The sequence below is a fragment of the Xenorhabdus santafensis genome, from assembly GCF_033949405.1.
Classification (GTDB): domain Bacteria; phylum Pseudomonadota; class Gammaproteobacteria; order Enterobacterales; family Enterobacteriaceae; genus Xenorhabdus; species Xenorhabdus santafensis.
Genome location: NZ_VCDN01000038.1, coordinates 1 through 25408, shown reverse-complemented (window position 1 = coordinate 25408; position 25408 = coordinate 1). Strand labels below are relative to the sequence as shown.

At 49.6% G+C, this 25408-nt stretch carries 33 protein-coding genes and 3 pseudogenes; 30 read left to right on the top strand and 6 right to left on the bottom strand.

Features of this window, described 5'->3' with window-relative positions:
• The first annotated feature begins 318 nt into the window (after nucleotides 1-318).
• Together pncB and asnS are read left to right on the top strand one after the other, a co-directional pair.
• On the top strand, nucleotides 319-1533 hold the full coding sequence (gene pncB, locus FE392_RS10180) for a nicotinate phosphoribosyltransferase (RefSeq protein ID WP_319930113.1): 1215 nt from the start codon (nucleotides 319-321) through the stop codon (nucleotides 1531-1533).
• Between the two features lie 208 nt (nucleotides 1534-1741).
• On the top strand, nucleotides 1742-3142 hold the full coding sequence (gene asnS, locus FE392_RS10175; RefSeq protein WP_319930112.1) for an asparagine--tRNA ligase: 1401 nt from the start codon (nucleotides 1742-1744) through the stop codon (nucleotides 3140-3142).
• Between the two features lie 188 nt (nucleotides 3143-3330).
• Here asnS and FE392_RS10170 read toward each other — a convergent pair whose 3' ends face one another.
• From FE392_RS10170 to FE392_RS10160, 3 genes are all read right to left on the bottom strand, one after another.
• On the bottom strand, nucleotides 3331-4314 hold the full coding sequence (locus FE392_RS10170; RefSeq protein ID WP_319930111.1) for a phage integrase: 984 nt from the start codon (nucleotides 4312-4314) through the stop codon (nucleotides 3331-3333).
• Between the two features lie 66 nt (nucleotides 4315-4380).
• A complete protein-coding gene (locus FE392_RS10165) occupies nucleotides 4381-4680 on the bottom strand; it encodes a helix-turn-helix domain-containing protein (protein ID WP_319930110.1) in 300 nt (99 codons plus the stop codon).
• A gap of 198 nt (nucleotides 4681-4878) precedes the next feature.
• The gene (locus FE392_RS10160; protein WP_319930109.1) at nucleotides 4879-5178 is read right to left on the bottom strand and encodes a helix-turn-helix domain-containing protein; all 300 of its coding nucleotides are present in this window, start codon (nucleotides 5176-5178) and stop codon (nucleotides 4879-4881) included.
• A gap of 110 nt (nucleotides 5179-5288) precedes the next feature.
• Between FE392_RS10160 and FE392_RS10155 the strand changes: the two genes are divergently transcribed.
• The 12 genes and pseudogenes from FE392_RS10155 to FE392_RS10100 all read left to right on the top strand — a co-directional run bounded on the left by FE392_RS10155 (nucleotide 5289) and on the right by FE392_RS10100 (nucleotide 12588).
• Nucleotides 5289-5579, top strand: coding sequence for a Cox family DNA-binding protein (locus FE392_RS10155; RefSeq protein WP_319930108.1), 291 nt, complete (start codon nucleotides 5289-5291; stop codon nucleotides 5577-5579).
• A 31-nt stretch (nucleotides 5580-5610) separates the two neighbouring features.
• Entirely contained in the window at nucleotides 5611-5829 is a 219-nt protein-coding gene (locus FE392_RS10150; RefSeq protein WP_319930107.1) for a hypothetical protein, read from the top strand.
• Between the two features lie 3 nt (nucleotides 5830-5832).
• On the top strand, nucleotides 5833-6063 hold the full coding sequence (locus tag FE392_RS10145) for a hypothetical protein (protein WP_319930106.1): 231 nt from the start codon (nucleotides 5833-5835) through the stop codon (nucleotides 6061-6063).
• Between the two features lie 149 nt (nucleotides 6064-6212).
• Nucleotides 6213-6548: a DUF5347 family protein gene (locus FE392_RS10140; RefSeq protein WP_319930105.1), complete on the top strand. Its 336-nt coding sequence runs from the start codon at nucleotides 6213-6215 to the stop codon at nucleotides 6546-6548.
• 77 nt (nucleotides 6549-6625) lie between these two features.
• The gene (locus tag FE392_RS10135) at nucleotides 6626-6820 is read left to right on the top strand and encodes a DUF2732 family protein (protein WP_319930104.1); all 195 of its coding nucleotides are present in this window, start codon (nucleotides 6626-6628) and stop codon (nucleotides 6818-6820) included.
• Nucleotides 6813-7631, top strand: coding sequence for a DNA adenine methylase (locus FE392_RS10130; RefSeq protein ID WP_319930103.1), 819 nt, complete (start codon nucleotides 6813-6815; stop codon nucleotides 7629-7631). The genes FE392_RS10135 and FE392_RS10130 overlap by 8 nt, the downstream gene beginning before the upstream one ends.
• Nucleotides 7628-8633: pseudogene (locus tag FE392_RS10125) on the top strand (phosphoadenosine phosphosulfate reductase domain-containing protein). The gene FE392_RS10130 and the pseudogene FE392_RS10125 overlap by 4 nt, the downstream one beginning before the upstream one ends.
• Entirely contained in the window at nucleotides 8630-8953 is a 324-nt protein-coding gene (locus FE392_RS10120; RefSeq protein ID WP_319930102.1) for a DUF5405 family protein, read from the top strand. Before FE392_RS10125 ends, FE392_RS10120 begins: the two are co-directional and overlap by 4 nt.
• The gene (locus tag FE392_RS10115) at nucleotides 8947-11310 is read left to right on the top strand and encodes a replication endonuclease (RefSeq protein ID WP_319930101.1); all 2364 of its coding nucleotides are present in this window, start codon (nucleotides 8947-8949) and stop codon (nucleotides 11308-11310) included. The genes FE392_RS10120 and FE392_RS10115 overlap by 7 nt, the downstream gene beginning before the upstream one ends.
• Nucleotides 11310-11567 (top strand): hypothetical protein, encoded by a 258-nt coding sequence (locus FE392_RS10110; RefSeq protein ID WP_319930100.1) that lies wholly within the window; start codon nucleotides 11310-11312, stop codon nucleotides 11565-11567. Before FE392_RS10115 ends, FE392_RS10110 begins: the two co-directional genes overlap by 1 nt.
• Nucleotides 11564-12250: a terminase large subunit domain-containing protein gene (locus FE392_RS10105; RefSeq protein ID WP_319930099.1), complete on the top strand. Its 687-nt coding sequence runs from the start codon at nucleotides 11564-11566 to the stop codon at nucleotides 12248-12250. Before FE392_RS10110 ends, FE392_RS10105 begins: the two co-directional genes overlap by 4 nt.
• Before the next feature lie 5 nt (nucleotides 12251-12255).
• A complete protein-coding gene (locus FE392_RS10100; protein WP_319930098.1) occupies nucleotides 12256-12588 on the top strand; it encodes a hypothetical protein in 333 nt (110 codons plus the stop codon).
• Between the two features lie 94 nt (nucleotides 12589-12682).
• Here FE392_RS10100 and FE392_RS10095 read toward each other — a convergent pair whose 3' ends face one another.
• The 3 genes from FE392_RS10095 to FE392_RS10085 all read right to left on the bottom strand — a co-directional run bounded on the left by FE392_RS10095 (nucleotide 12683) and on the right by FE392_RS10085 (nucleotide 16247).
• Complete coding sequence (locus FE392_RS10095; RefSeq protein WP_319930097.1) at nucleotides 12683-13012, bottom strand: hypothetical protein; 330 nt, start codon at nucleotides 13010-13012, stop codon at nucleotides 12683-12685.
• Nucleotides 13013-13474: 462 nt separating this feature from the next.
• Complete coding sequence (locus tag FE392_RS10090; protein WP_319930149.1) at nucleotides 13475-14491, bottom strand: phage portal protein; 1017 nt, start codon at nucleotides 14489-14491, stop codon at nucleotides 13475-13477.
• Between the two features lie 40 nt (nucleotides 14492-14531).
• A complete protein-coding gene (locus FE392_RS10085) occupies nucleotides 14532-16247 on the bottom strand; it encodes a terminase large subunit domain-containing protein (RefSeq protein WP_319930096.1) in 1716 nt (571 codons plus the stop codon).
• Between the two features lie 143 nt (nucleotides 16248-16390).
• On the opposite strand from FE392_RS10085, the gene FE392_RS10080 reads away from it, so the two are divergent.
• The 16 genes and pseudogenes from FE392_RS10080 to FE392_RS10005 all read left to right on the top strand — a co-directional run.
• Nucleotides 16391-17230, top strand: coding sequence for a GPO family capsid scaffolding protein (locus tag FE392_RS10080; protein WP_319930095.1), 840 nt, complete (start codon nucleotides 16391-16393; stop codon nucleotides 17228-17230).
• 20 nt (nucleotides 17231-17250) lie between these two features.
• A complete protein-coding gene (locus tag FE392_RS10075; protein ID WP_319930094.1) occupies nucleotides 17251-18306 on the top strand; it encodes a phage major capsid protein, P2 family in 1056 nt (351 codons plus the stop codon).
• A gap of 44 nt (nucleotides 18307-18350) precedes the next feature.
• Nucleotides 18351-19139, top strand: coding sequence for a phage terminase small subunit (gene gpM, locus FE392_RS10070; protein WP_319930093.1), 789 nt, complete (start codon nucleotides 18351-18353; stop codon nucleotides 19137-19139).
• 101 nt (nucleotides 19140-19240) lie between these two features.
• A complete protein-coding gene (locus FE392_RS10065; protein WP_319930092.1) occupies nucleotides 19241-19732 on the top strand; it encodes a head completion/stabilization protein in 492 nt (163 codons plus the stop codon).
• On the top strand, nucleotides 19732-19932 hold the full coding sequence (locus FE392_RS10060; protein ID WP_319930091.1) for a tail protein X: 201 nt from the start codon (nucleotides 19732-19734) through the stop codon (nucleotides 19930-19932). The genes FE392_RS10065 and FE392_RS10060 overlap by 1 nt, the downstream gene beginning before the upstream one ends.
• Nucleotides 19933-19940: 8 nt before the next feature.
• The gene (locus FE392_RS10055) at nucleotides 19941-20264 is read left to right on the top strand and encodes a phage holin, lambda family (RefSeq protein ID WP_319930148.1); all 324 of its coding nucleotides are present in this window, start codon (nucleotides 19941-19943) and stop codon (nucleotides 20262-20264) included.
• The gene (locus tag FE392_RS10050; RefSeq protein WP_319930090.1) at nucleotides 20257-20652 is read left to right on the top strand and encodes a structural protein; all 396 of its coding nucleotides are present in this window, start codon (nucleotides 20257-20259) and stop codon (nucleotides 20650-20652) included. Before FE392_RS10055 ends, FE392_RS10050 begins: the two co-directional genes overlap by 8 nt.
• Nucleotides 20649-21116, top strand: coding sequence for a lysis protein (locus FE392_RS10045; RefSeq protein ID WP_319930089.1), 468 nt, complete (start codon nucleotides 20649-20651; stop codon nucleotides 21114-21116). Before FE392_RS10050 ends, FE392_RS10045 begins: the two co-directional genes overlap by 4 nt.
• An 8-nt stretch (nucleotides 21117-21124) precedes the next feature.
• Nucleotides 21125-21580: a phage tail protein gene (locus FE392_RS10040; protein ID WP_319930088.1), complete on the top strand. Its 456-nt coding sequence runs from the start codon at nucleotides 21125-21127 to the stop codon at nucleotides 21578-21580.
• A pseudogene (locus FE392_RS10035) lies at nucleotides 21577-21720 on the top strand (phage virion morphogenesis protein); the annotation flags it as partial. The gene FE392_RS10040 and the pseudogene FE392_RS10035, both read left to right, overlap by 4 nt.
• 45 nt (nucleotides 21721-21765) lie before the next feature.
• Complete coding sequence (locus FE392_RS10030; RefSeq protein ID WP_319930147.1) at nucleotides 21766-22215, top strand: phage virion morphogenesis protein; 450 nt, start codon at nucleotides 21766-21768, stop codon at nucleotides 22213-22215.
• Nucleotides 22212-22844 (top strand): phage baseplate assembly protein V, encoded by a 633-nt coding sequence (locus tag FE392_RS10025; RefSeq protein WP_319930087.1) that lies wholly within the window; start codon nucleotides 22212-22214, stop codon nucleotides 22842-22844. The genes FE392_RS10030 and FE392_RS10025 overlap by 4 nt, the downstream gene beginning before the upstream one ends.
• Complete coding sequence (locus tag FE392_RS10020) at nucleotides 22841-23182, top strand: GPW/gp25 family protein (protein ID WP_319930086.1); 342 nt, start codon at nucleotides 22841-22843, stop codon at nucleotides 23180-23182. Before FE392_RS10025 ends, FE392_RS10020 begins: the two co-directional genes overlap by 4 nt.
• A 4-nt stretch (nucleotides 23183-23186) precedes the next feature.
• On the top strand, nucleotides 23187-24092 hold the full coding sequence (locus FE392_RS10015; RefSeq protein WP_319930085.1) for a baseplate assembly protein: 906 nt from the start codon (nucleotides 23187-23189) through the stop codon (nucleotides 24090-24092).
• The gene (locus FE392_RS10010) at nucleotides 24089-24697 is read left to right on the top strand and encodes a phage tail protein I (RefSeq protein WP_319930084.1); all 609 of its coding nucleotides are present in this window, start codon (nucleotides 24089-24091) and stop codon (nucleotides 24695-24697) included. The genes FE392_RS10015 and FE392_RS10010 overlap by 4 nt, the downstream gene beginning before the upstream one ends.
• Nucleotides 24694-25408 (top strand): annotated as a pseudogene (locus FE392_RS10005) (phage tail protein); the annotation flags it as partial. The gene FE392_RS10010 and the pseudogene FE392_RS10005, both read left to right, overlap by 4 nt.

Sequence of the window (25408 nt, the reverse complement as noted above, 5' to 3'; positions counted from 1 at the left end):
GCGTTTCTATAGAAACATTCAAACTGCTAACGCTGCCATAGAGCAATCATCCTTTCAATCAGTAAATCCTTTTTCCTCATGTTAATAAGTTATTAAATAAAGGTATAAAGAATGTAGCCGATATATTAGTACTTTCGTGCTAATTGTCATCTCATATCTCATTTAACATGATATTATCTACAAATGGATTAACCTTAATCTTTAAGGCCGGGAAAATATATTTGGATATGGCTTCAATAACCCAATATTCACGGTATACTCTCCCAACTTTATCGATTTAGCAGATATGAATACGCTCCGTGAGGATGCCTACGCGCCATGACTTTAGACGCTACCCCGATTATCAAATCACTGCTTGATACTGATGCCTATAAGTTTCATATGCAGCAAGCGGTGTACCACCATTACAGAAACATTCCTGTCGTTGCGGAATTCCGTTGCCGTGGTGATGAGTTGCTCGGAGAATACGCCGAGACATTGCGCCATCAAATTAACATGATGGCTGATCTTGCATTGACAGAACGTGAAGCAGACTATCTTTCAAGCCTTCCGTTCTTTAAAGAGGATTACCTGAATTGGTGTAAAACATTCCGCTTCAATCCTGAACAAGTGGAAGTCTCTGTTACTGATGAAGGGCAATTAGCTATCCGTATTTCTGGTTTGTGGCATGAAGTTATCTTGTGGGAAGTTCCTTTACTTGCCTTGATAAGCGAACTGGTTCATCGCCATCATACCCCAGAAATCACGCCAGAAGATGCAGTTATTCAGCTTAGAAAACTCATTGAGCTGTTTTACAAAGATGCTGCGGAAGAACATATTGATCTGTCTGGCTTTAAATTAATGGATTTTGGTACCCGTCGTCGTTTTTCACACGAAGTACAATACGCCATTATCAACGAACTGAAAAACAGTTTTCCTTATTTAATTGGAACCAGCAATTACCAACTGGCAGAGCAGCTTGACCTTCCTCCTCTGGGTACTCAGGCACATGAGTGGTTTCAGGCGCATCAGCAAATAAGCCCTGAGCTGGCGAATAGTCAGCGAGCAGCCTTGCAAACTTGGCTGGACGAATATCCCAATCAACTGGGCATTGCCCTGACAGATTGCATCTCTATGGATGCTTTCCTGCGGGATTTCGATAAACCATTTGCTACCGCTTACCAAGGCCTGCGCCATGACTCCGGTGATCCCATTGACTGGGGAGAAAAAGCGATAGCGCATTACCAATCTTTGGGTATCGATCCAATGACAAAAACATTGGTCTTCTCTGACAGTTTGGATTTGCAAAAAGCATTAGCGCTATATCGCCATTTCCACAAAAGAATTAATGTCCTTTTCGGCATTGGTACACGATTGACCTGTAATATTCCGGGCGTGAAACCGCTCAATATCGTTATAAAACTGGTTGAGTGCAATGGTAAACCCGTTGCAAAACTCTCAGACAGCCCCGGAAAAACTATCTGTGAAGATGATGAATTCATCGATAGGCTGCGTCGTGCATTTGACATTCCCTACATAGAAAAAGCGGTATAATTCTACTGATTAACCCTTGCGTAACCAGCTCTATGCTGGTTACGCGAGTAAAAAGCGATTTTTCTCCCTATTTCCCCGCTAAGACCTGAAATTTCTTCTTGTTTCCTGAGAGATGACAAGTAAGATAGAGGATCTGCCCCTGATGGGGGGACAGTTATGGTAAATCTATCTAAAAACCTAATTCACTAATATAAAGAGAGAGAAATTTATGAGCGTAGCGCCTGTAGTCGATGTACTGCAAGGCCGTGTTCCGGTTGGCAGTGAAGTCACCGTTCGCGGTTGGATACGTACAAGGAGAGATTCTAAAGCTGGTATCTCGTTCCTCGCCGTCCATGACGGTTCCTGCTTTAATCCATTACAGGCCGTCGTTAATAATGATTTACCTAATTATCAGGATGAAGTATTACATTTAACCACCGGCTGTTCTGTGGAAGTCACTGGTACAGTGGTTGAATCACAAGGCAAAGGCCAGTCATTCGAATTGCAAGCCACTAAAGTTGTTGTGGTTGGCTTGGTTGATGACCCTGATACTTACCCAATGGCAGCTAAACGCCACAGTATCGAATACCTGCGTGAAGTCGCACACCTTCGTCCACGCACCAACCTGATCGGCGCAGTGGCACGTGTTCGTCACACATTGGCTCAAGCCCTGCACCGTTTCTTCCATGAAAAAGGTTTCTTCTGGGTTTCAACGCCACTGATCACTGCATCAGATACCGAAGGTGCGGGCGAAATGTTCCGCGTTTCTACGCTGGATCTGCAAAACCTGCCACGCACTGATAAAGGTGAAGTTGATTTCAGCCAAGATTTCTTCGGTCGTGAAGCATATCTGACCGTATCTGGCCAGTTAAACGGGGAAGCCTACGTTTCTGCATTGAGCAAAATTTATACCTTCGGCCCAACTTTCCGCGCAGAAAACTCCAATACCAGCCGCCACTTGGCCGAGTTTTGGATGGTTGAACCAGAAGTCGCATTTGCTGATCTGAATGATATCGCCAAGCTTTCCGAAGAAATGCTGAAATATGTGTTCAAGGCAGCGTTGGAAGAGCGTGCAGATGATTTGGCATTCTTTGCAGAACGTGTTGATAGCAACGTTATCACGCGTCTGGAAAAATTCGTCGATTCTGACTTCATTCAGTTGGATTACACCGATGCGATAGAAATTCTGGAAAATTGCGGTCAGAAATTTGAGAACCCGGTTTTCTGGGGTGTTGATTTGTCATCAGAGCATGAGCGCTATCTGGCAGAAAAACATTTCGAAGCGCCGGTTATCATGAAAAACTATCCAAAAGACATCAAAGCATTCTATATGCGTATAAATGAAGACGGCAAAACCGTTGCTGCGATGGATGTTCTGGCTCCGGGTATCGGTGAAATTATCGGTGGTTCTCAGCGTGAAGAACGCTTGGATATGCTGGATATGCGTCTGGAAGAGATGGGCCTGAAAAAAGAAGATTATTGGTGGTACCGTGATTTACGTCGCTATGGCACCGTTCCTCATTCCGGTTTTGGTTTGGGCTTCGAACGTCTGGTGGCCTATGTTACTGGTGTGCCCAATGTTCGTGATGTTATTCCATTCCCACGGACACCAAGAAACGCAAGTTTCTAATGAATCAGCTCAAAATATGAGCTATAGTTGAACTAATGAAAAGCCAGCGAAAGTTGGCTTTTTCAGCCTTTCAGTGAGCCTGTTTTCAGCTAACTTATTGATAGTCTAAGATATGGCAATAACTGAAAGGCATTATAAGCGCCCTATAGCGTCTTATGTGTGGACACTATGTGGACGTTTAAAACCTTCTAATTCCCTCCCCTGTATGTGATTGGGTTTAGCCTAATTGCATCATTCAAGAAGTCAGGCGCAAAGTGAGCATACTTCATCGTTTGTTCTATTTTTGAGTGACCCAATATACGTTGCAGTGTCAGTATATTGCCGCCGTTAATCATGAAATGAGTCGCAAAAGTATGTCTCATCACATGAGTAGATTGACCGTGCGGTAAGTTGGGTTTCACTTCCTTCAGAATTTTTCGAAACTCTGTGTATTCAACATTTGGAAACAAAAAGCCGGATTTTCCACTAACCAGAAATTCGTTAGTCTCCGAGGAAATGGGAACAGTCCGCAATTTACTGTTTTTTGTTTTTACAAATGTGACACGGTTGTGAATTATGTGCTCTGCTTTCAGCTTCAGTGCTTCTCCCCAACGCGCGCCCGTGCTTAAACATAGAATCGCAATTAGATGATTATCCCCTGTTAACGTTGATAGCAAATCATCTATCTCAGTTCTGGTCAGGTAGGACATTTCTGCGTTTTCCTCCCGTAACCATGAGAATCCCGCCAATGGATTAACATCTAAAAATAGCCCGGCTTTTGCCAGAACAGTAAACATTCCGCTAAGTTGAGCTAATTCACGATTTATCGTTGACGCCTTTACTCCGGATGCTAATCGTTCATTGCAATAGTATGTCAATGAAGTATTTGTTATCTGGAATGGTACAGGGTCATTCATATGCCTAATAACTCGGTTTAGTTCATTCTGCCTATGGTGTCCATGTGAATTATTTATCCCATGATATTTCCACCATAATGCAGCTAACTCCGATAACGGGCGTATATCCTTAGGTTTTGACAACCATTCTTCTGAAGTATGATTTGCGGCAATATGCCTTTCAAATGCTACTGCTTCATGCTTCTTGCTAAACTTCCGCCTAATCCGCTTTCCGTTACGGCCAGTCGGTCTAATGTCCACTTCATATCGACCATCTTCGAGCTTCTTAATTGTCATAAGACAGCCCTCCAACGGCACAAAGACTTTGAGAATCAATAAATTGACAAAACGCTAAATGAAGCGTTAGCCAGTTTCCTGATCTGAGCGGGTATAATTTGTTGGCTCTTGCCCAATGTGTGCGAGAGCTGGTGCAATTTGGCCAGCTTCCGGTGCGATTTGGTCAGTCATAAACCACATAGTGTATTTACTAAACCGGGGATGGCTCAAAATTTTCATAGTGACATCTGTAGGAGGAGTTGTTCTTCCGCTCTCATAATATGTGAGCGATGTATAAGGAACTCCTGTTATTTCAGCGAATTGCTTTTTGTTCAAACGTTCGGATTCTCTCATCAAAGATAATTTTTCACTTATTAAACTTGACATTTTATCTAGATCCTTTAATTTATAAATTATGTAGAGATAAATAAATGATCAAGATAACTTACCTACAAGTACCCACAAGACACTGTAGAAAATTAACTAGATCTAGATAAGAGATTAACAAATGTTGAAACATAAACAAATAAAACAGCGAATACAGATAACTCTTATTTCAGACACCCCCCTTTATCAGAGGCAGTATCAACCAATTTCCTGCTCTGAGCAGGTAGAGCTTATGTCCTCTAATTTAATGCATGCAAGAGCCGGAGCAACTTGCCCAGCTTCAGGTGAAATTTCGTCAACCATGAACCACATTGTGTATTTTTTAAACCTTGGTTGATTGAAAATTTTCATTACAACAGTGACATCAGGAACAGTTCTCCCTGACTCATAATAAGTCAATGATGAATATGGAATATCCACTAATTCAGATAATTGTCTCCTGTTAAGTCGTTCAGATTCACGGATGAGTTTAATTTTTTCACCAATTGCAGATGGCATATTAACGAGTCCTCAATGATTTATTAAGTATTTGGTATCTCAACTCAATATCTACAAAAAACTGATAGATGCTGTAAGAAATTAATGAGTATCCGATGGGAGGTTAGCAAATGTTGAAACATAAACAAATACAACAGATAACGCGTATTTCAGACGCAATCCCTTATCAGGAGTTTGCGCGGGAAATTGGGAAAACACCTGAAGCAGTAAAGGGAATGATTCAGAAAGGAAAACTTCCAGTTATTGAAATGAAAGAGAAGCCTGATTCTCCTCGCTCAGAAAACTGGATCTACTTACCTGCTTGGAATGAAGGATTGAAGCTAGCTTACGAATCCAGACCTAAAGAGATTCGTGATGGATGGCTAACATGGTTGGGTTTAGGTGAACCAGCAACACAATAACAATCAATAAAAACTATTACGGAGTAATGAAATGAAACAATTAATATCTCTGGAACGTTCAAAACTGCAATTAACAATGTTTTCCCGTCTTCAAGATGTTTTTGACGATGTGAAAAACGATATTGAAATCACCCCGGCATTTATTCAGAACACGTTGGAACAATATATGCAATTGGCAACGGGTGATAGTTACTATCTTTCTAAATCTGTTCGTATTGGTGATGGGGATTTAAAACAAGGGGTTGAATAAAACATGCGAAATGTGCTGCCAATACCAGAGGAATTAAATAAAGGGCGAATTAAATTCGGGACGTTATTAATTCGCCCATTACGTCAAAACATTGTTTGTCCACTTACACGTTATCAGGTTGAAGACAGCGAATATTGCTACGGTAAATTTGCTTCTCGTGAACAAGCATTAATGCATTGCCGACAACTCTACAGGATAAAAATTCATGAACAATCTAAAGAGGATGCAACATAAATATAAAGTTACCAGTGCTGATTTTTTAAATATTAAAGCCACTGGTACAAATAGTAAGAAAGAAAAGCCTTTATTAATGACGTTGGTTTCACTGGGTTTAGCAACAACAATATTAACCCCGTTATTGTCCTTATTATGAGGGTAAAGCAATGGCAAATACTGAACCATATCGCGCTGTTATTTTAACGTTGGATGAGAAAATCGACGGTATGCTGCATACAGCGCATGTAAAAAGCCATGTTTTTAAGCGAGATAGTGATAAAGCGATTACTGAATTTATTAAAAACATGCGCGACCGCACCAATAACCGCACTCGAAACAATGAAAGAGTTTTGCATTACATTTTTCATTTGGCCGGTTTTCCTAAATCAAAATACGATACACCCTATGAAAGTTTCACCTACGATGAAAAAAAAGCATTTATAGAGGCCATGTTTCAGTTTAAAGCTGCTGTGTCTTATATGCCTGAAAGCATCGCCTTTTAATTAAAAAACACAAAAAAACATTTTTATGACGTTAGACCGTCAGGGCTTTTTATTACCTAAAAACAGGAAATAGATAAATGAATACAGAGCAACTGATAAAACAAAACCGGGAAGACGAACGCAAGACACTGGCGTTTCGTTCTGCATCTCGTTTGGACAGTCTCGCGGCACATATCCTGAATCACAAACTGGATTATGCCGCATCCGCTGCGCTGTTGGTCGCTGAAGCAGAAAAGTACGAACACGAAGCGCAGGAGCTGGATCATGTCTAACAAAACTATTCTGAAATGGGCCGGTTCAAAAGTCCGCATCATGGATAAGTTACTACCTCATTTGCCAGCCGGTAAACGGCTGGTTGAACCGTTTGCCGGTTCCTGTGCGGTAATGATGAATACGGATTATGAGTCGTATTTAATTGCAGATGTGAATCTAGATTTGATTAATTTGTACAAAGAAATTAATTCCGTGCCCGTCGGATTATTTCTTTGTGAAGCCGACGATTGGTTTAATTGTCACAATCTTGAAGAGGATTATTACAGCTACAGAGACATTTTCAATGAGCGTCATGTTGCCATCAGTAGTGCTGATAAAGCACATTTGTTTCTTTATTTGAATCGCCACGGGTTTAGAGGGTTATGCCGTTATAACTCAAAAGGCGAATTTAATGTGCCTTATGGAGACTATAAAAGCGTCTATTTTCCCAAAGCTGAAATCACGGCATTTTCAGAAAAAGCAAAGAAAGCTGAACTATTGCATTTGGAATGGCAGGACACATTAACCCTCGTTGACTATGGCGACGTGGTTTATTGCGATCCACCTTACCTGACTTGGGACGGGGCATTTACCCAATATCATCAAACTAATTTCACCTCGGCTGATCATGAATTGTTGGCGGTGATTTTACACACCCTGAACGCCGATATCGGTGTGCCGGTTACTGTATCTAATTCTATCGAAGCCAAAGAGTTGTATGCCGATCTTGGCTTCACCATTCACGAAATATACGCCCCGCGTTCCATTGCCGCCAATGGCAACCGTCAGCCGGCGAAAGAGATTATTGCTACGCTGAGGGGGCAAGCATGATTGATATCAGATGTCATGCAGAAAACACCATCAACGTAATTTCTGTTTCCGGTGGAAAAGATAGCTTGGCGGATTGGCTATTAGCCATCGAGAACGGCGTAAAGCACACAGTTGCCTTTGCTGATACCGGCCATGAACATCCGCAAACAATGGAATATCTGGATTATTTGGAAAATCGGCTAGGCAAGATTCAGCGGGTTAAAGCGGACTTTGCCAGCCAGATTAAAAACAAACGTGAGTTTATCAAAACCCGTTGGCCGATCAGTCTGGTTAACGAATGTGGCATGACAGAAATCCAAGCACAAAAACGCACTATTTCGGCACTCAAGACTTTATTCCCTACGGATAATCCATTCTTAGACTTATGCATGTTAAAGGGCCGTTTTCCATCAACAAAAGCACGGTTTTGTACTTTCGAGCTTAAACATAAACCTATTGCTGAGCAGGTTATCCAACCTCTGTTAACCGAGTTTGATGATGTGATTTTATGGCAAGGTGTCAGAGCGCAAGAATCACCAGCACGGGCGAAGTTGCCTGAATGGGAATCCGATGTTGATAATACTGCCGGATTATCCGTTTATCGCCCTATCCTGTCATGGACACATGAGCAAGTTTTTGCCTTGGCGAAAAGGCACGGTATCAAACCTAACCCTCTTTATCAGCAAGGTTGTTCACGCGTCGGTTGTATGCCCTGCATTCATGCCCGTAAATCTGAACTGGCCGAAATATACTCGCGCTTCCCTGAAGAAATCGCCCGCGTTGCCCGTTGGGAAAGAATGGTTGCTGCGTGCTCCCGCCATGGCAACTCCACTTTTTTCCCTTCCCATCAAGACCCAATGAAACGGGAACGTCGTATCGACTGTGTGACCTTAGAAACACACGGCATCGAAACTTATCGCGATTGGGCGCTAACTTCTAGGGGGGGGGCGTCAGTTTGACTTATTGGCCGAAGAAAATTCACATGAGGCGTGCAGCTCTGTATATGCGGGAGTTTGCGAATGAATAATGAAGCAATAAGGCTCGATCCCCGCAATGGGGTTTATGTGACCGGAACACGTTTCGCCATTGCGACCCATGAGAAACATCCCGGCAAGCTGGCGTTGTTGGGAGCCAGCAAGCGCTACGGTTATTCACTGGTAAGCTGGCATGATAACGGTATCTCATTGGTCACTGAACTGGTGAGCCTGCATGTGTCACATATCAAGCACCGGATGAACACTGTTCAAGATTATCTGGATACTGTCAATGTGATAGGCAAACGCTGCCAGACCGCGCTTAATCTGCTGAACCCTGAAACCTACGGCGGTGCTGTCGCATGCTGAACCGCCCGATTGATTTCAGTGTCCTGCCCGAAACTGAACCCGCCAATGGGCAGTATGCCTATTGGTGGAATGCGCCGCGCCATCAGGCCGTTGCCGGTTTTGAAAGACCGCTTACCCGTGAAAGAATGCTTCAGGGGCAAGCGATTTTGGCCGATATTGAAGCCCTACCCCGACTCCTGCGTTATCCCTACCGCAAGCGTTATGAAACGCTACTCAAAGAGCAAGGTATCCATAAGGCCCAGGATTTTCTTTATTTTCGTTTTCATCATGAACTTTGGCCGCGCATTGTCTCGGTGACCCGTCGTTTTGAAATGGATGCTCAATCCACCTTGACCGCAACAACCAGAATATCAACCGATATCAGCCAGTTTAACCGGTTGCCCGATCTCCATAACAAACAACTCAAAACGCTGGCGACGCAAATCGCAGCCGGGTTCTTCAATCTGTTTGAGCAATATGGCGATCAGTGCATTGCCCGTGAGAACGGCGATAAAACCGCGTTGTACAAAATGCGCAACCTGCACCCGATTTATGGCGCATTGGCAAAGATTGCCCAAGGTTTGCATGTCACGCCTGTCTATTACCAACGCTACTGCAAAGGGCTACTGAGAACGGAGCATGTGGTTTCTGCCGTCTCGCGTCTGGTCAGTGATGATTTTTGGTATCGCCGGCTTAAGGCGCATCGCACTCGCTGGCGTGAAGCCCTGTTGATTGCGGCGATGGCGGTCAATAAAAATCGTTCTCCTTATGCCAGCCGTCAGGCCATACAAGATGTGAAATCACAACGTCTGTCCAACCTGCAATATCTGCAAGCGATGGATATTGAGGACGTGGAAACCGGCGAGCGTTTTAATTTGGTTGATAAGGTGATGCAAAGCATTGCCAACCCGGAGATCCGCCGGATGGAATTGATGGCGCAAGTTGCCGGGATTCAGAAGGTGGCTTTAGCACGCGGTGACATTGGCATGTTTATCACCATTACCACACCGTCAAAATATCATCCGACCCGTCTCACCCGAAAAGGTGAAGACAAAATCGCGGTGCTGAATAGCAACTGGGCCAATGAAGCCTATACCCCGAAAGACGGCCAACGCTATCTGGTACGGGTCTGGGCAAAAATCCGCACGGCATTTAAGGATGCGGGGCTGAATGTTTACGGTGTCCGTGTTGTTGAGCCTCATCATGATGGTACGCCCCACTGGCATCTGTTGTTATTCACCGACAAGGCCAGCCGCGCGGAAGCAGTCGAAATCATGCGAAAAAAAGCCTTGCAGGAAGACGGCGACGAACGCGGCGCCAAAAAGTACCGTTTTGAATGTAAGCACATGAACCACGGCGGTGCCGTGGGGTATATCGCAAAGTACATTGCCAAGAATATCGACGGTTATGCACTGGCGGGGCAAATCGATAATGAAACGGGCAGACCTTTAACCGATGCAGCGGCAGCAGTCACTGCATGGGCGTCAACGTGGCGCATTCCGCAGTTTCATTTTTATAACTTGCCCTCCAAAGGCGCGTATCGCGAATGCCGTCGTTTGCGCAGCATCAACATTGCTGAACAGATGGGCGAGATTGCGGAGAAGGTGCGGGCAGCCGCCGATGTCGGTGACTTTGAACAGTACATTCTGTCACAAGGTGGCCCGTGTACCCCGCGTGACCAGCAGACTATTCGCGTCGCCCGTGAACTGGCCGACGAACCTAATCCCTATGACGAAGCCGTTTCAAAAGTGGTCGGCATTTACGCCCAACTCAATCCCCGCGCCGGCGTGTTGAAAACACGCGAGCGCGAGTATCGCATCGTCAAAAAACGCGAGAGCCACAGCACAACGCCTGAACAATCAGGCGCGGGTTTTGATCTTTTAAAAAGCGCCTTCGGCGCGCCTCGGAGTCCTGTCAATAACTGTGGATCAGGTCATTGGCAGGGTATCAAGGACAGCGCCTTTTTACCGCCAAATCTCAGCACCAAGGCGCTATCGGATATCTTGGAATGGGGCGCTTCAACAAATTTAGACGCGGCTGAGAATGACGTACAAGACGCGGAAATCGGTGTTTCAGGTCAGCGGGTTATCTCCCGCATTGCATTAAGCCGGCAAGAAGAAGCGATGTTGCCGGAAATCATGAAATTTACAGCGGTAACCGGCTACCCCATCGAACGCAGAACGGTCGGCATGATGTTTATGAAAGGTATGAGCATCAGTTTTGATGACCAGATTATGCGGTTTGTTGATGGTGAAGTCCGGTTGATGGAGACAGAGGACGGGCGGGTGCAAAGGTTGCGCGAATTTGATGCCCAGAAAAAGGCGCGCCGCGATGCGTTGCGGCAGCGGATTATGAAACTTAGTGAAGTGAGGAAATAATGAGAATTGATTTAGGTAAATATGTCATTACATCGGACAACAGGGCATACACACTGAATAAAAAGACAATATCACTGAAGGGTGAAAATGCAGGCCGCGAGAGTTTGACGCCATTTAGATATTACACCCAGTTATCACATTTAGTTCGAGACGTGATCAGGATGGGCTTAGATAGCAATGATATAAAAACATTGCAGCAACTCAGTGAACGAATCGAAGAAATTGCGGCAGATTTTGCCACGAGGGTAGCCGGATGATCGTCTTAAATTTAACCCCAGAAGTCATTAGTAATATCACAAATAAATTCGATTCGGGTTTATTTCTCTGGCAAGAACGCTGGAAAGACAATCAACATCACCGTAATCGCTTTTTGCATAAATGCAGACAGGCAGGTGCTGATTATTATTTCGTGCTGGAAGCGTTAAATGATGCCTGCCGGACGGGTCGGAATAAGTTTTTTATGTCTAATAAGGAATTGCTGCCGATTTTTGTTCACTACGTTGCGCAGTATTTCCTACAGCAACAAGAATATTTAATCGAAAATGCCGAAGAAATTCGATTACTGACACTCAGTAATGGCGCTGAAATCCGCTTTGTACATGAGAACAGCCATGTTGCAGCTCTTTGTGGTGATGTCTATGTGTCCGAGTGGGCATGGTCGGATAATCCCGTTCGGTTGGTGCAACTGGCATTAAGCCTATCAATGCATGATAAATGGAAGAGAACGTTTTATTCTTCCCGAGGTTCAGGGGATAACGGTGAGGAGGCTTATAAAAAATTTTTTACTCGGGATCGTATTATGGGTGCGCCCACTTTTTCCGATACGGTGACATTGTTTAATAGTGATAATTTTTTGGATGAAGAAAATCTGAAGGAGGCATGGTCACGCAAGGATTTTGAAGAACTGTTTTTGTGCCGTTTTCCTCATGAGCGGTGGTAAATCCAATGGCTAAATCTCCCGCAGAACGTAAAGCCGCCCAGCGTCAACGCCAGAGAAATTCTGGCGTGACCAAAATAGAATTGCTGCTCGATAATCAAGAACTGGATATGTTAAAACGCAATTGTGAGTTAAGGCGACCGGGCCGTGATCCGTATGATGTGGTTGAATATATGACGTTGCTTATTCGTAAAGATGATGCTGAGTTAAAGAACCAAATGCAGATGTTATCAACGCGGCAATGTGAAAAGTGTGGAGATACGCTTCCTGTTGCGGAATGTTGTTTCTCTGGTGAGGCAGCTTGTTGGAATACGCTGGGCTGGCATGAGATAAAATTGTGATGGCGTGACATGTCACACCACTAGCCCCATCCCGTCTTGGATAGACGGGATGGATAATGATTTAATACATAAATATTAGTGCTATCTATGTCAGCTACCAACTGTCGAATACCCTTATTCTAGCGATGTCACGCATATCAGGGGGAATAGTTGCTAAATTGGCGTTATTCCAATTGGAGTTTTCATATAACATCAGCGGCGGGCCTGAAACAGGATGATAAGCAATATTTTTTATGAAGCTACGCATATCAAATAATACGTACAAACAAGGAAGAGACAAACTACGGCCAGAGATTCCAAAGGTTGTAGAGCCATCGTAAGCCAAAACAAGCCCATGATAGCCTTGTATCCAGTGCCTTCCCTCAGTCTTTTCCTTATTAACAAAATTTCTGATGCGGTCATGAACGGTAATTGGCCCAGACATAAATACTCCTCATGACAGATATGATTAAAATAAAAATAATATCTGAAAAAATGTCAACCGAAATATAACTGTCAATCGAACTCTCCATTTTAATACCATGTTTTTGCCAAAAAACACCAGACAATTCCTCACAAATTTGCACAGTTTTTCTTGACATTCTAGCCCCACGCAAGACCAGCACGGATAAGGTTTCCCTGCCCCTGCATAACTGCACAAAAACGCCCCCCTTTTGTGTGCGGGCGAGGCGGGGGAGCAAGCGCGCGCAACGGGTGATGATCGGTCAGCTTTCCGGGAAGAATGGCGACCATCACAAAAGAGGTTTTCATACCACGGTAAACAGCACGCAGCCGCCCGTTTGGCGTGTGAGTCAGGATGGAAACGGTTAACGAAGAAAAACCCGCACCGCGCGATTGAATGACACTAATCGGCGATGCAGGCTTGGCGGATGTGGATTTGATGGTGTTATGACGTACCGGTCAGGGCATCCAGCAAGGCATAGGGAGCAAAACGCACCACTTCCTCCCCTGCCCAGTCATTGACGGATTTCAGGCTTTCCATAATCGGATTGAGTTCATTGATGGCAAACACTTTCGCCGCTTTCTCAACGTCCCCGTAGTTGCCATTGCCCGATGGCATCACGCTCATCAGTTGCGGCGGCACCCGATGCATGGCCAGCAGATCGTCGCGGGTCGCTTCCTTGACGTTGCTGAATTCATCCTTGGCACTGATTTGGCTGAACGGCAGGATTTGCAAGCCGTCTTTCTTGCCTTTGGCCGCATACACAAACAGGTTCTTAAACGCCCCATCCCGGCGGGATTTTTGCAGGGCGTTTTTCAGGTTCTCCACGCCCTTGGTGTCCGTGAGCGGGTCGGTCAGGTAGACAATGACCCCGGCATGGCTGCCGTTATCGTAGTAGTTCATGCGAAACGCCGTTGCGGAGCGATTCAGGTTGGCCGACAGCAGCCCCGCCAGATATTCCGGCAAGCCGTAAATTTCCTGATGGATATCGGGGTTGATCAGATGAAAGATGCTGTTTGGCCTAAACTCAAATTCCTTGAGCCAGCTTTCAACAAACCAGTATTGACCGGCCTGTTCGCCTCGTCGGGTGTATTTGGCCGGGGCATGTTTCAGGGCCAGCAAGCCGCCCAGCCGATGGGTACGTCGTTCCAGATAGGCATTACCAAAGACCAGATAATCCAGTACATAGGCGGCCATGTCCCGCCGGGATAGCAGCGGGTGCGGTTGAAAGCAGCTCATGATGACATTGCGTTTAAAATACAGAGGTGACTGATGATAGACCGCTGACGAAAACGCCCGCGCCAGCCCGAAAAAATCAATCGGGGTTTCATACCAGCGGCCATTTTTGGCGCACTCCATGCAATCCAACAAATCCCAGCCGGAGATAATCGGCGTGGGGTTGTCAAAGGTAAACGCCGCGCACTGGGCCGCGCCGTCAGGAAGGTTCGCTGTGTTCGTCATGTCAGGCTGGGATTCAGCCGGCAAAAAAGTGTGCATATATTTAAAACTCCGTCACAAAGGATTCGTGCCCGCCGGCATCACTGGCTATCGGTTCATCATGAAGGACATTCATCACTGACCATGCGATATCACCGTGATCAATGCCGCGCACGCGGTCAGCGGCATAGGTCACGACACCGCCTTGGGTAATAACTTTCTTGATGGACATAAACGAGGTGGCCACCTGTTGCATGCCGGCGTCATATTCAAGCCGCCCGGCACGGATCAGCATTTGGGCTTTCATGACCAGCATGCGCTTAAGCGGCGCGGAATATTTCAATAAAGTTGCAGCCGGGAAGAAGTGGCAGACCAGTTCGTGTACGGCTTCACCGGTGCCGCCGGTGCCGTCAATGGTGATGCTTTGCACGTGATAGCGTTCGGTCAGCTTGCGGATTTCCTCGGCCTGTTTTTCAAAGGCCATGCCGCGAAATTGCAGCGCTTCAATCACCCGCCACTTGCCTCCTTTGATCGACGGCGGTGCCAGTACGGCCAGCCCCAGTCCGTCCCCGTTGCCGCCGGTGCCGGTGGGGTCAGCCCCGATATGGACAGGCTTATGACCCAATGGCCATAAGGCGTAGGGTTTCCAGTCTGGCCAGACGTCTTCGTTATAGCCGTCAACCCCGCAGCGGATCAATTCGTTGTAATCAAAGGCCCGCTCTCCCTTTTTCACAAAGTGGCAGCGGTACAGGTTGTCAAAATCCGCCGGGCTATTTTCACTCTCGATTTCGGCCAAATCGACCCGATCCAGCCCCAAGTCAAGGGCATCATGGATAGTGACAATTTGTCGCCAGATGTTATCCCCACACAACGCGCCGGACTGCAAGGCTTCATGGCGGGTATCAATCGTAATCTGTTTTTTGTGGGGACGGGACTGATTGAAAAACTCGCCTGTCCAGAACGGGTAAGCCTCATGCTCTTCACTGGAAGGCGTGGAAAAATAGGTGCGTCGAAGGCCAATATGGGTTGCCATCCCGGCCGCCACTCTACGCAGGTTCATAAAGTTGCTGACCCAGAAAAATTCATCAAAATAGAGATCGCCGGTATAGGACTGCGCGGAGGCGGCCGACGTGCCGAGAAAATAGAGTGTCGCCCCGTTGGACAGCATAATTTCATCGCCGCCCTTGAGTTCAACCCCGACCTGTCGCGCCACTATCTGGATAAACTTCTTGAACTGGTACGCCTGTGAACGGCTGGCCGACAGGAATATCTGATTATTGCCGGTTTCCAGTGCCGTGATCAGCGCTTCGCGGGCAAAGTACCATGTTGCACCAATCTGCCGCGATTTCAGGATCATGCGGTTACGGCGTTCTTTCTGCTTGTACCAGCGTTGCTGGTACTCATACAGGGAATCCAGCACCAACGCCCGCAGGTCGCGGATTTGCTCTTCGCTAAAGTGGTTCTTTGGCGTCTTGGCCTTTTTCTTTTCAGCCTTCTTGGTGTCGAGTTTGTCGAAGCGTTCCAATTGGCGATAAAGAAAATCCAGTGTTTTAAAGTCGTGCGGGGTCAGCGTGTCCTTGGCCTGCATCTGCAGGATTTTGACGTGCAGCTCGCCACTGACCCGTTCAATCGGGTTGGCTTCATCCCATTTATCCCGCCGGCGCCATGAATAAAGGGTGTTCACACTGATGCCCAGCCGTTTTGCTATCTGCGCAACGCTGTAGGCCTGCCAATATAAACTTTTGGCGGTTTGTCGGAGGTCGTGTTCTGTCGTCATCATGCCGCTACTTTCCCACAGCCCGCGCGCGAACTGCCATGACTGCCCGTTGTCGCCCGCCCGCGACAGACCCAATGCTTTGAGTCAGCCGCAAGGGATTGCGAAGATAACGGCATCAACTCAACAGCACGGCGTTGGAGAGCACCATGCCAAAAAACATTAAATTGACGGTCTGTACCGAGGGCATGACCCTGAACGGATTTGCCGTCACCCGTGAGCAAATTCAACAGATGGCGGAGAGCTATAACCCGCGTCTGTATGCCGCCCGTTTAAATCTGGAACACATCAAAAGCCCGTACCCGGACAGTACATTTCGCCAGTTTGCGCTGGTGCAGTCCGCCCGCGCTTACGAAATTCAAGACGGCCCGTTACAGGGCAAGCTGGCGCTGGAGGCAACGGTTGAACTGGATGAAGAGAAAGACGCGGATCTCATCAGGCTGAACCAGAGCGGGCAGAAGATTTTTTCCAGCATTGAGTTTTATTCGCGTTTTCCTGAGACCCAGAGCGCTTATCTGACCGGCATTGCGCTGACGGATACCCCGGCGGCTGTCGGGACGGAATTAATCAAGTTGAGTGTGCAGGAACGCGGCCTGCCTGCCAGTGGGGATCGCTATTTGTCAGCGTCATTGGAAACCATGATTGAATCGTTGGCAGGCACGGAACAACACGCGGCCACGGATAAATCCCTTGGGGAGAAGTTTGTGCTGTCCGTGAAGAAGGCGCTGGGCATGCACCGCGAACATCACAGTGCGGAACTGAATACCTTGCGTGACATGGTGCAGTTAACGGCAGAAAAATGCGGTGAAGCCCTCAATCAGGGGCAAAAACTGTCTGCGTTGGAAGCACAAATCACCAAACAGTCAGAACACATCACGGCACTGAAAAATGAGTTGTCCACGCTGAAAAGCCAGCTCAGCCAGCAGGACAGCTCATCATCCCAGCGACCACAGGCGGACGGTTCAACCCAGATGTTGGCCGATTATTAATTGATTACAGGAAATTACCCATGTCACTCAGTAACGAAGGGCGTCAACAATACCTGTCCTACCTCGACCAGCAGGGCAAATTAAACGGGGTGAAGCGTGAAGGCGACAGCATTCAGCTCTCGGTCGATCCGGCGGTTCAGCAGCGTCTGGAAAAAGCCAAGATGGAGTCCAGCCCCTTTTTGAAAGAAATCAATTCATTCGGGGTAAACGAGCAGGAAGGGGAAAAAGTCGGGGTCGGTATCCGTCGCACGATTGCCAGTCGCAATACCTCAACCACCGAGCGCCGGGAACCGGTTGACGTGCATGATTTAAAGGCGAACCGCTACCGCTGCGAGCAAACGAACTTTGATACCGCGATCAGCTATACGCAAATTGATGCGTGGGCCGGACACCCGGAATTTCAACAGCTGATCAGCCAGCAAATTGTTCAGCAAGAAGCCAATGACCGTTTGATGATTGGCTTTAACGGCACGTCGGTGGCTGTGAAGTCTGATCGGGAGCAAAACCCGCTGTTACAGGACATCAATATTGGTTGGTTGCAGCATCTGCGCAACGCCGCCCCGCATCGGGTGATGAAGGGCATTACCCTGACCAGCCGCGATGAAGACGGGAAAATCATCAAGAAAGGCCAATACGGCAATTATGATGCGATGGTGTACGACGCGGTGAACTCATTGCTCGATCCGTGGCACCAAAATGCCCCCGGCTTGATTGCAATCACTGGCGCACGCCTGACGACGCAGAAGAATTTCAAAATTCTGAACCAGCACAGTCAGCAGAACCCCAACATGGAACTGCTGGCGGGCAATGAACTGATGAAGCTCAGCACGCTGGGCGGGTTGCCAGTCTTCCGCGTGCCGTTTTTCCCTGACGGGGCGATTTTTATCACCACCCTGAAAAACCTGTCACTTTACTGGCAGAAAGGGAAATACAACCGTTACGTCAAAAATGAACCGGAATACAACCGCATCGCCACCTATGCCCAAAGCAATGACGGCTATGCCATTGAAGATTTCGGCCTGAGTTGCCTGATTGAAGATATTTCCTTTGCGGGCGCAGAAGGCAGCAACGAATAACTGATTGAGCACGTGCCGGTGTATCCGGCACAGCACGAGGGGGAATGATGCTGACACCGGCACAAGAACACTGGCAACAAGTCATGGCCTCCCGCCGTGGCGATGACAATTTTTTGGCGGAAACGCTGACGGCCTATGAGCAAATGTTACACCGTCTGCGCATTGATAAGGCCCGTTTGTCTGATCTGCAATCCACGGAGCGCAAAGCGGATTACAAGCGCGAGGTGATGCCCTTTTATGACAGTTGGATTGACGGCGTACTGGCCGCGGATACCGGACAGGCGGATGAGGTGCTGGCGCATATCATGATTTGGCGCATCGACACAGGCGATTATGCGCGCGCGCTGACGTTGGCTGAGTATGTTATCCGCCATAACCTGCCGTTACCGGATCGCTACCGTCGCACGGTCGGGACGTTATTGGTGGACGAGATTTGTGACAAGGCATTGCCCCTGCTTTCCGCTGGCGATGCGGCTATTGAGCGTGTGCCGCTGGTCATATTGGAACAATTGGCCGAATTGGTTGAGCCGCTGGACATGCCGAATCAGGTCAGGGCCAAGTTGTTCAAGGCACTGGCGTATACCCTGCGCCACAGCGAACAACAGGCCGACAAAGAGCGCGCCCTGTCCCTGATGCAACAAGCCTTGCTGCTGTTTGCCAATATCGGGGTGAAAAAAGACATTGAAACGCTGAAGCGGGCGCTGAAAAAATCCCCGGAGGGACAGGAAAACCCGGCGACCTCGCCCCCAAAGACGGCACCGACCAAGACCGGGAAAAAACCGACTCAGGGCAAAACCAAGACAACCGCGGCGAAGACTAAGGCTTCCCGCTAACCGAATGCACCCCGCGTGCCACGGCGGCACGGCATCACAGTTCTGTATTGATGGCATTGTTATGCCGTTCACCGCCGTTTTTCTTTCAAAAAGGGGAAATGATGAGCTTAGTGGCCACCAAACAAGCCCACCCAATGGCTTCACCAGTCGATATCAATGACGGGGGCGCCGAGGTGAAATCAGGCGACTTTTGGCCGGTGATACGGCTGGTTGACCTGCGTAACGCCATGCGTTTAAACGGCGCAGTGACCACTGCCCGCCTGATGCACATGACCACCGAGGCGGTGCTGACTGTCAATCAACAATTGGCCACATGGCAGCAGGTACAGGAACAACACGGCTTTGCTTCACTGGATGCCGTGCCCTCACCGACCATCAATGACACCACAGCACAGGTGTTTCGCTATCACCATGCGGTGTACAGCTTTACCAAAGCCCTGCTGATTGAAAATTACCGTGACATTGACACGACACGTGACGGGGAAAAGCACGCCGAGGCACTGAGTACACAAATTGATGACCTGCGACGGGATGGCCAGAACGCCATCCGGGACATGCTCGGCAAAAGTCGCATGGTTGCGGAGTTGGTCTGATGCGCGTCAGGGCATTTCAGGGGGATACGGTGGATTTGCTGTGCTGGCGTCACTATGGCCGCACGCAAGGCGTGGTAGAGCAGGTGCTCGACGCCAATCCCGGTCTCTGCCTGAGTACCCAGTTGGCCGCCGGCCAATGGGTCGTGCTGCCGGACATCACCCCACCGCCCCATCAGGACATCATTCAATTATGGGACTGACACGGACAATGAAAGACCAACCTGATTTATGGGTCGAGATGGTAAATGGCCTGAAGAATGCATGGCCACAGATTTCCGGCGCCGGACTGGCGGTTCTGATTTGCTATGGCCGGCTGATTTACGACGGCGTAGAGCGCCGCAACCGTTGGGTTGAACCGCTGTTGTGCGGGGCGTTGTCATGGGGCATCACCAGCGGGCTGGAAGTGTTCGGCATCCCCGGCACGGTATCACCGGCACTGGGGGGCGCCATTGGCTTTATCGGCGTGGAAAAACTGCGTGAGTTTGCCGTTCGCGCCATCAATAAACGTTTGGGAGACAAACCGCATGAGTAAAGGTATCCGTAACCACAATCCGGGCAATATTCGCCACGGCGACCAATGGCAAGGGTTGCGTGACACCCAGACCGACCCCGATTTTTGCCAATTTATCGCGCCGGAATGGGGCATTCGCGCCATGCTGAAAATTCTGCGCAATTACGAACGCAAGTACGGCTATAACACGATACGCCAGATGATTGCCCGCTGGGCGCCGCCCAATGAAAACGATACCGAAGGCTACATCGCCTACGTGTGCGGGAAAGTGGGCATCGCCAGCAGTGTGGTGATTGATGTGGACAACGAACCCACGATGCGCAAAGTGGTGAAAGCCATTATCCAGATGGAGAACGGCCAGCAGCCGTATTCCGATGCCCTCATTGCCCGCGCATTTGAATTGCTATGACGTGGAGAGTGAAAGTGATTGGGGTGATGGTTGGCGTGGCCTTGCTGGGTTGGTCAGTCAAAGCCTTCTATGGCGTGTATGTGGAAAATGGGCGGTTAATACAGGCCAATGCGACGTTGAATCGGTCGCTGTCCGAACAAGCCGCCCTGCTTGCCCATCAGCAAGGGCAATTGCGGCATCTCGCTGAGCAAGATGCCAAACGTATTCAGGAGCTGACGCATGCCAAATCTGAAATTGCACGTTTGCATACCGCTTCTCTGGCTCATCCTGAGCGGGTGTACATCAAGGCCAAATGTCCCGTGCCTGAAACCGCCGCCCCCGCCGGCACCGGCATGGCTGATGCAACCACCGCCCGACCTACAGACGCCGCTGTCCGAAATTATTGGCTACTCCGAGATCGCATTGCCACCTCCGAGCACATGATGCAGGGGTTGCAGGACTATATCAAAACACACTGTCAATAAGGTGAACCATGCTCAAGCCGAATTTATTGCGTGAAATGATTGTCAGTCATGACCCTTTCTTCAGACAGAATCCGGATCGGCTGGAAGTGTTTGTCACCAAGGGCAACCTGATTGCGACAGGGACAAAATCTGCTGCTTTTCTCTACCAGTACCAACTGGAGGTACTGGCACTGGATTACCCGAATGCGCTCGATAATCTCAGCCTGCCGATCCTGGCATGGGCCCGGCGGCATCAACCTGATTTGTTGTTCAATGCTGACCGCCGCGAAAACGGCTTTCGCTTTGAAGTGGATTTACTCAATAACGACACGGCGGACATCCTGTTTACCCTGCCGGTGTCTGAGCGGGTTATCGTCAGCCGGGAAGCGGGCCAATTGAGCCTGACCCATCTTGACGAACCGCCGCAGGCCTCACCGTCACTGGCGGGCTGGGATGTGCTGGCAAATGATGAGGGGGTCGCATGAGTCAATCGCACCTGTTGCTGTCACTGGAAAACGAATTACAACGCCTGCTGAAGACGACAACGCCCGGTTACCGCAGTCGGTTGGCGCGTCAATTGGCCACGGCGATTCGCACTGACCAGCAAAAGCGCATCCGCAGCCAGCAAAATACCGATGGTTCCGGCTATGCCCCGCGTCGCCGCCGGGTGTTGCGATCACAACAAAGTATCCGGTTTATCTATCACGGGGGCGTGCGCAGCCTGAAAAACTGGCGGGCGACCCGCGGCCGTCGGGGGCGCATGGTGACAGGCTTTGATGAGGATAAAAACGCGGTACGGTCATTTTATCGCAGTGAAATTGATCGCTATCTGGCGATAGACCGCAGCGAAACCCGCAAAACCACGTCACGACGAGATCCGATGTTCCCGCGCCTGAGAACGGCCAAGTTTTTACAAATGCGCTCATCCGCCGATGCGGCGGTCGTAGGGTTTCAGGGAAAAGCCGCCGCCATTGCCCGACAGCATCAATACGGGCTGGAAGGCAGCATCAACGCACTGGCGCGGACGCGCTATCCGCAACGCGAATTGCTGGGGCTGAGCGAGCACGAAAAATTAAAACTGATTGAGCTGATTTATCACGATTTGGCGGAGGCACCATGACACTGGCCGAACTTTACCGATTACTGATGAATGTCGTGCGTGTGGGCACGGTATCCGCCGTTGACCTGCAAAACCAGCGTTGCCGCGTGCACATCAGTGGCTTGCAAACTGACTGGCTGCGCTGGACAGCCCAGCGTGCCGGCACGTCGCGCACATGGTGGGCACCCAGTCCGGGGGAGCAGGTCGTGGTGCTGGCCATCGGCGGCGAACTGACCACCGCGTTTGTGGTTGGCGCCTTGTATTCTGCCGCCCATGCTGCCCCGTCAGCCTCGGCGGAGGCGGTACACCTGACTTTTCCTGACGGGGCGGTGATGGAATACGAGCCACAAACCAGTGCGTTAACCGTCACGGGCATTAACACCGCCGTTGTGAACGCCGCAGTGTCAGTGCATGTCACCGCACCGCAAATCACCTGTACAGCCGGACAACAAATTACGTTGGATACACCGACCGTGATCTGCACCCACCACCTGACAACTGGCAGTCTCGAAGTAAAAAGAGGCGGCACGATGCAGGGCACTATCACCCATACCGGCGGCCAGTTCAGTTCTAACGGCGTTATCGTTGATGCGCACCGCCATAGTGGCGTGCGCAGTGGTGACAGCACCACGGGAGGGCCGGTTTCATGAATTATCTCGGTATGGACAGCCATACAGGCCGTGCGCTGTCAGACAGCGACCATATTCGCCAGAGTATCGCCGACATTCTGATGACGCCCATCGGGTCGCGGATCATGCGCCGGGAATACGGTTCCCTGTTGCCGAACCTGATTGACCAACCGCAAAACCCGGCGCTGCGGCTCAAAATCATGAGTGCGTGCTACATGGCCCTGTTGCGCTGGGAGCCGCGCATCCGCTTGCAAACCATCCGTTACCAGCATGCCGACCAAGGGGCGCTGTCGGTTGAAATCAGTGGCGTCAATGTCCAAAACGACGCGCCGTTATCCCTGTCCATTCCGGTGAGGTGACACGATGCCGACGATAGATTTAAGTCAGTTGCCGCCGCCAGATGTCGTCGAGCCGCTGGATTTTGAAACCCTGTTTGCCGAGCGTAAAGCCGCCCTGATTGCCCTTTATCCGCCGGCGCAACGCGATGCCATTACCCGTACGTTGGCGCTGGAGTCGGAACCCATCACCAAATTGTTGCAGGAAAATGCCTATCGCGAACTGTTATTGCGTCAGCGCATCAATGAAGCGGCGCGGGCGTCAATGGTGGCCTTTGCCCAAGGTGCCGATCTCGACCAACTGGGCGCCAATAACAACGTTAGCCGGTTGGTATTGCAGCCGGCCGAAAATCAGGCCGTGCCCCCTGTCCCCGCCGTACTGGAAACCGACGCCGATTTTCGGGTACGCATCCCGCAGGCATTCGAAGGGTTGAGTGTTGCGGGGCCAGTCGCCTCTTATGAATACCATGCCCTCAGTGCCGACGGCCGGGTGGCGGATGCGTCCGTCATCAGCCCGGCACCGGCCTATGTTACGGTCAGTATTTTGTCCCGTGACGGGAACGGCGCCGCCAGTGAGGAATTGATTCAGGTTGTGAGCCGGGCGCTCAACGATGAGGACGTGCGCCCCGTGGCCGATCGCCTGACCGTGCAATCGGCGAAGATTGTCGAGTATGCCATTGAGGCCGTGCTTTACCTCTACCCGACGCCGGAGTATGAACCTATCTTGCAGGATGCCAACGTGCGACTGGCACGCTATACCGCTGCCCAGCACCGACTTGGCCGCGATATCGTGCGCAGTGCCATTTTTGCCGCGCTGCATGTGCCCGGTGTCCAGCGGGTTGAACTGAAAAAACCCGCAAAAGACATTATTTTGAGCAAGACGCAAGCCAGTTTCTGTACCCATGCACAAATCACCATGGGGGGGCTCAGATGAATAACCGCCTGCTGCCGACAGGTTCATCCCCGCTGGAAGTGGCCGCCGCAGAAGCCTTATCAACACTGGCCGATATTCCCGTGCCTATCCGTGATCTGTGGCATCCAGACCGTTGCCCGGTGCGATTGTTGCCCTATCTGGCGTGGGCGTGGTCGGTTGACCGCTGGGACATGGACTGGTCGGAAAGTACCAAACGCGAAGCCATCAAGGTGGCGATGTTTGTGCACAAGCACAAGGGCACCATCGGGGCCATCCGTCGCGTGGTTGAGCCGTTTGGTTACTTAATTCGGGTCACGGAATGGTGGCAGAATCAAGACCCGCCCGGCACCTTCCGGCTGGATATCGGCGTGATGGAAACCGGCATTACCCAAGAGACTTATTTTGAACTGGAACGGCTGATTTTTGACGCCAAGCCCGCATCACGTCATTTGGCTGGGCTGTCCATTCAATTGGAAACGGGCGGCTCGGTCTATTGCGCCGCAACCTGCTATGACGGGGATGTGTTGACCGTTTACCCCTATTTACCGCAAGCAATCACCGTATCCGGCACTGATGTAGTCGGCGCGGCGATACATGTGATTGACAACATGAGGATCACCCCATGACCACAAAATTCTTCGCCCTGCTCACTCAGCTAGGGGCGGACAAACTGGCAAATGCCGCCGCGCTGGGCACGAAATTGGACATTACCCACATGGCCGTGGGGATGGCGGCGGCACCTTGCCCACGCCGGACACGAACCAAACACGACTTGTGAACGAACGCCGCCGGGCGGCCATTAATGTTTTGAGTGTTGACCCCAAAAACACCAACCAGATTATTGCCGAGCAGGTGATACCGGAAAGCGAAGGCGGTTGGTGGATACGGGAAATCGGTTTGTTTGACAAGGACGGCATTTTAATTGCCGTGGGCAACTGCGCAGAAACCTACAAGCCACAGTTACAAGAAGGGTCTGGCCGCACGCAAACCATCCGCATGGTATTGATAGTCAGCCATACCGAAGCCGTGACGTTGAAAATCGATCCGTCCGTGGTACTGGCAACGCGGGAGTATGCCGATTCGTTGGTGAAAAATGCGATAAGCGATCATGAAAAAAGCCGTCGCCACCCTGATGCCACGTTAAGGGAAAAAGGCTTTGTGGTCTTAAGTAATGCCGTGGACAGCTACAGCGAAACACAAGCCGCCACACCGAAAGCCGTCAAAGCGGCGTATGATTTGGCCGCCAAGGCCAACCAAAGCGCCAATAATGCCCTCGAAAAAGCCAAGAACGGGGCGGATATTCCCAACAAAAACGAGTTTGTGAAAAACCTCGGTTT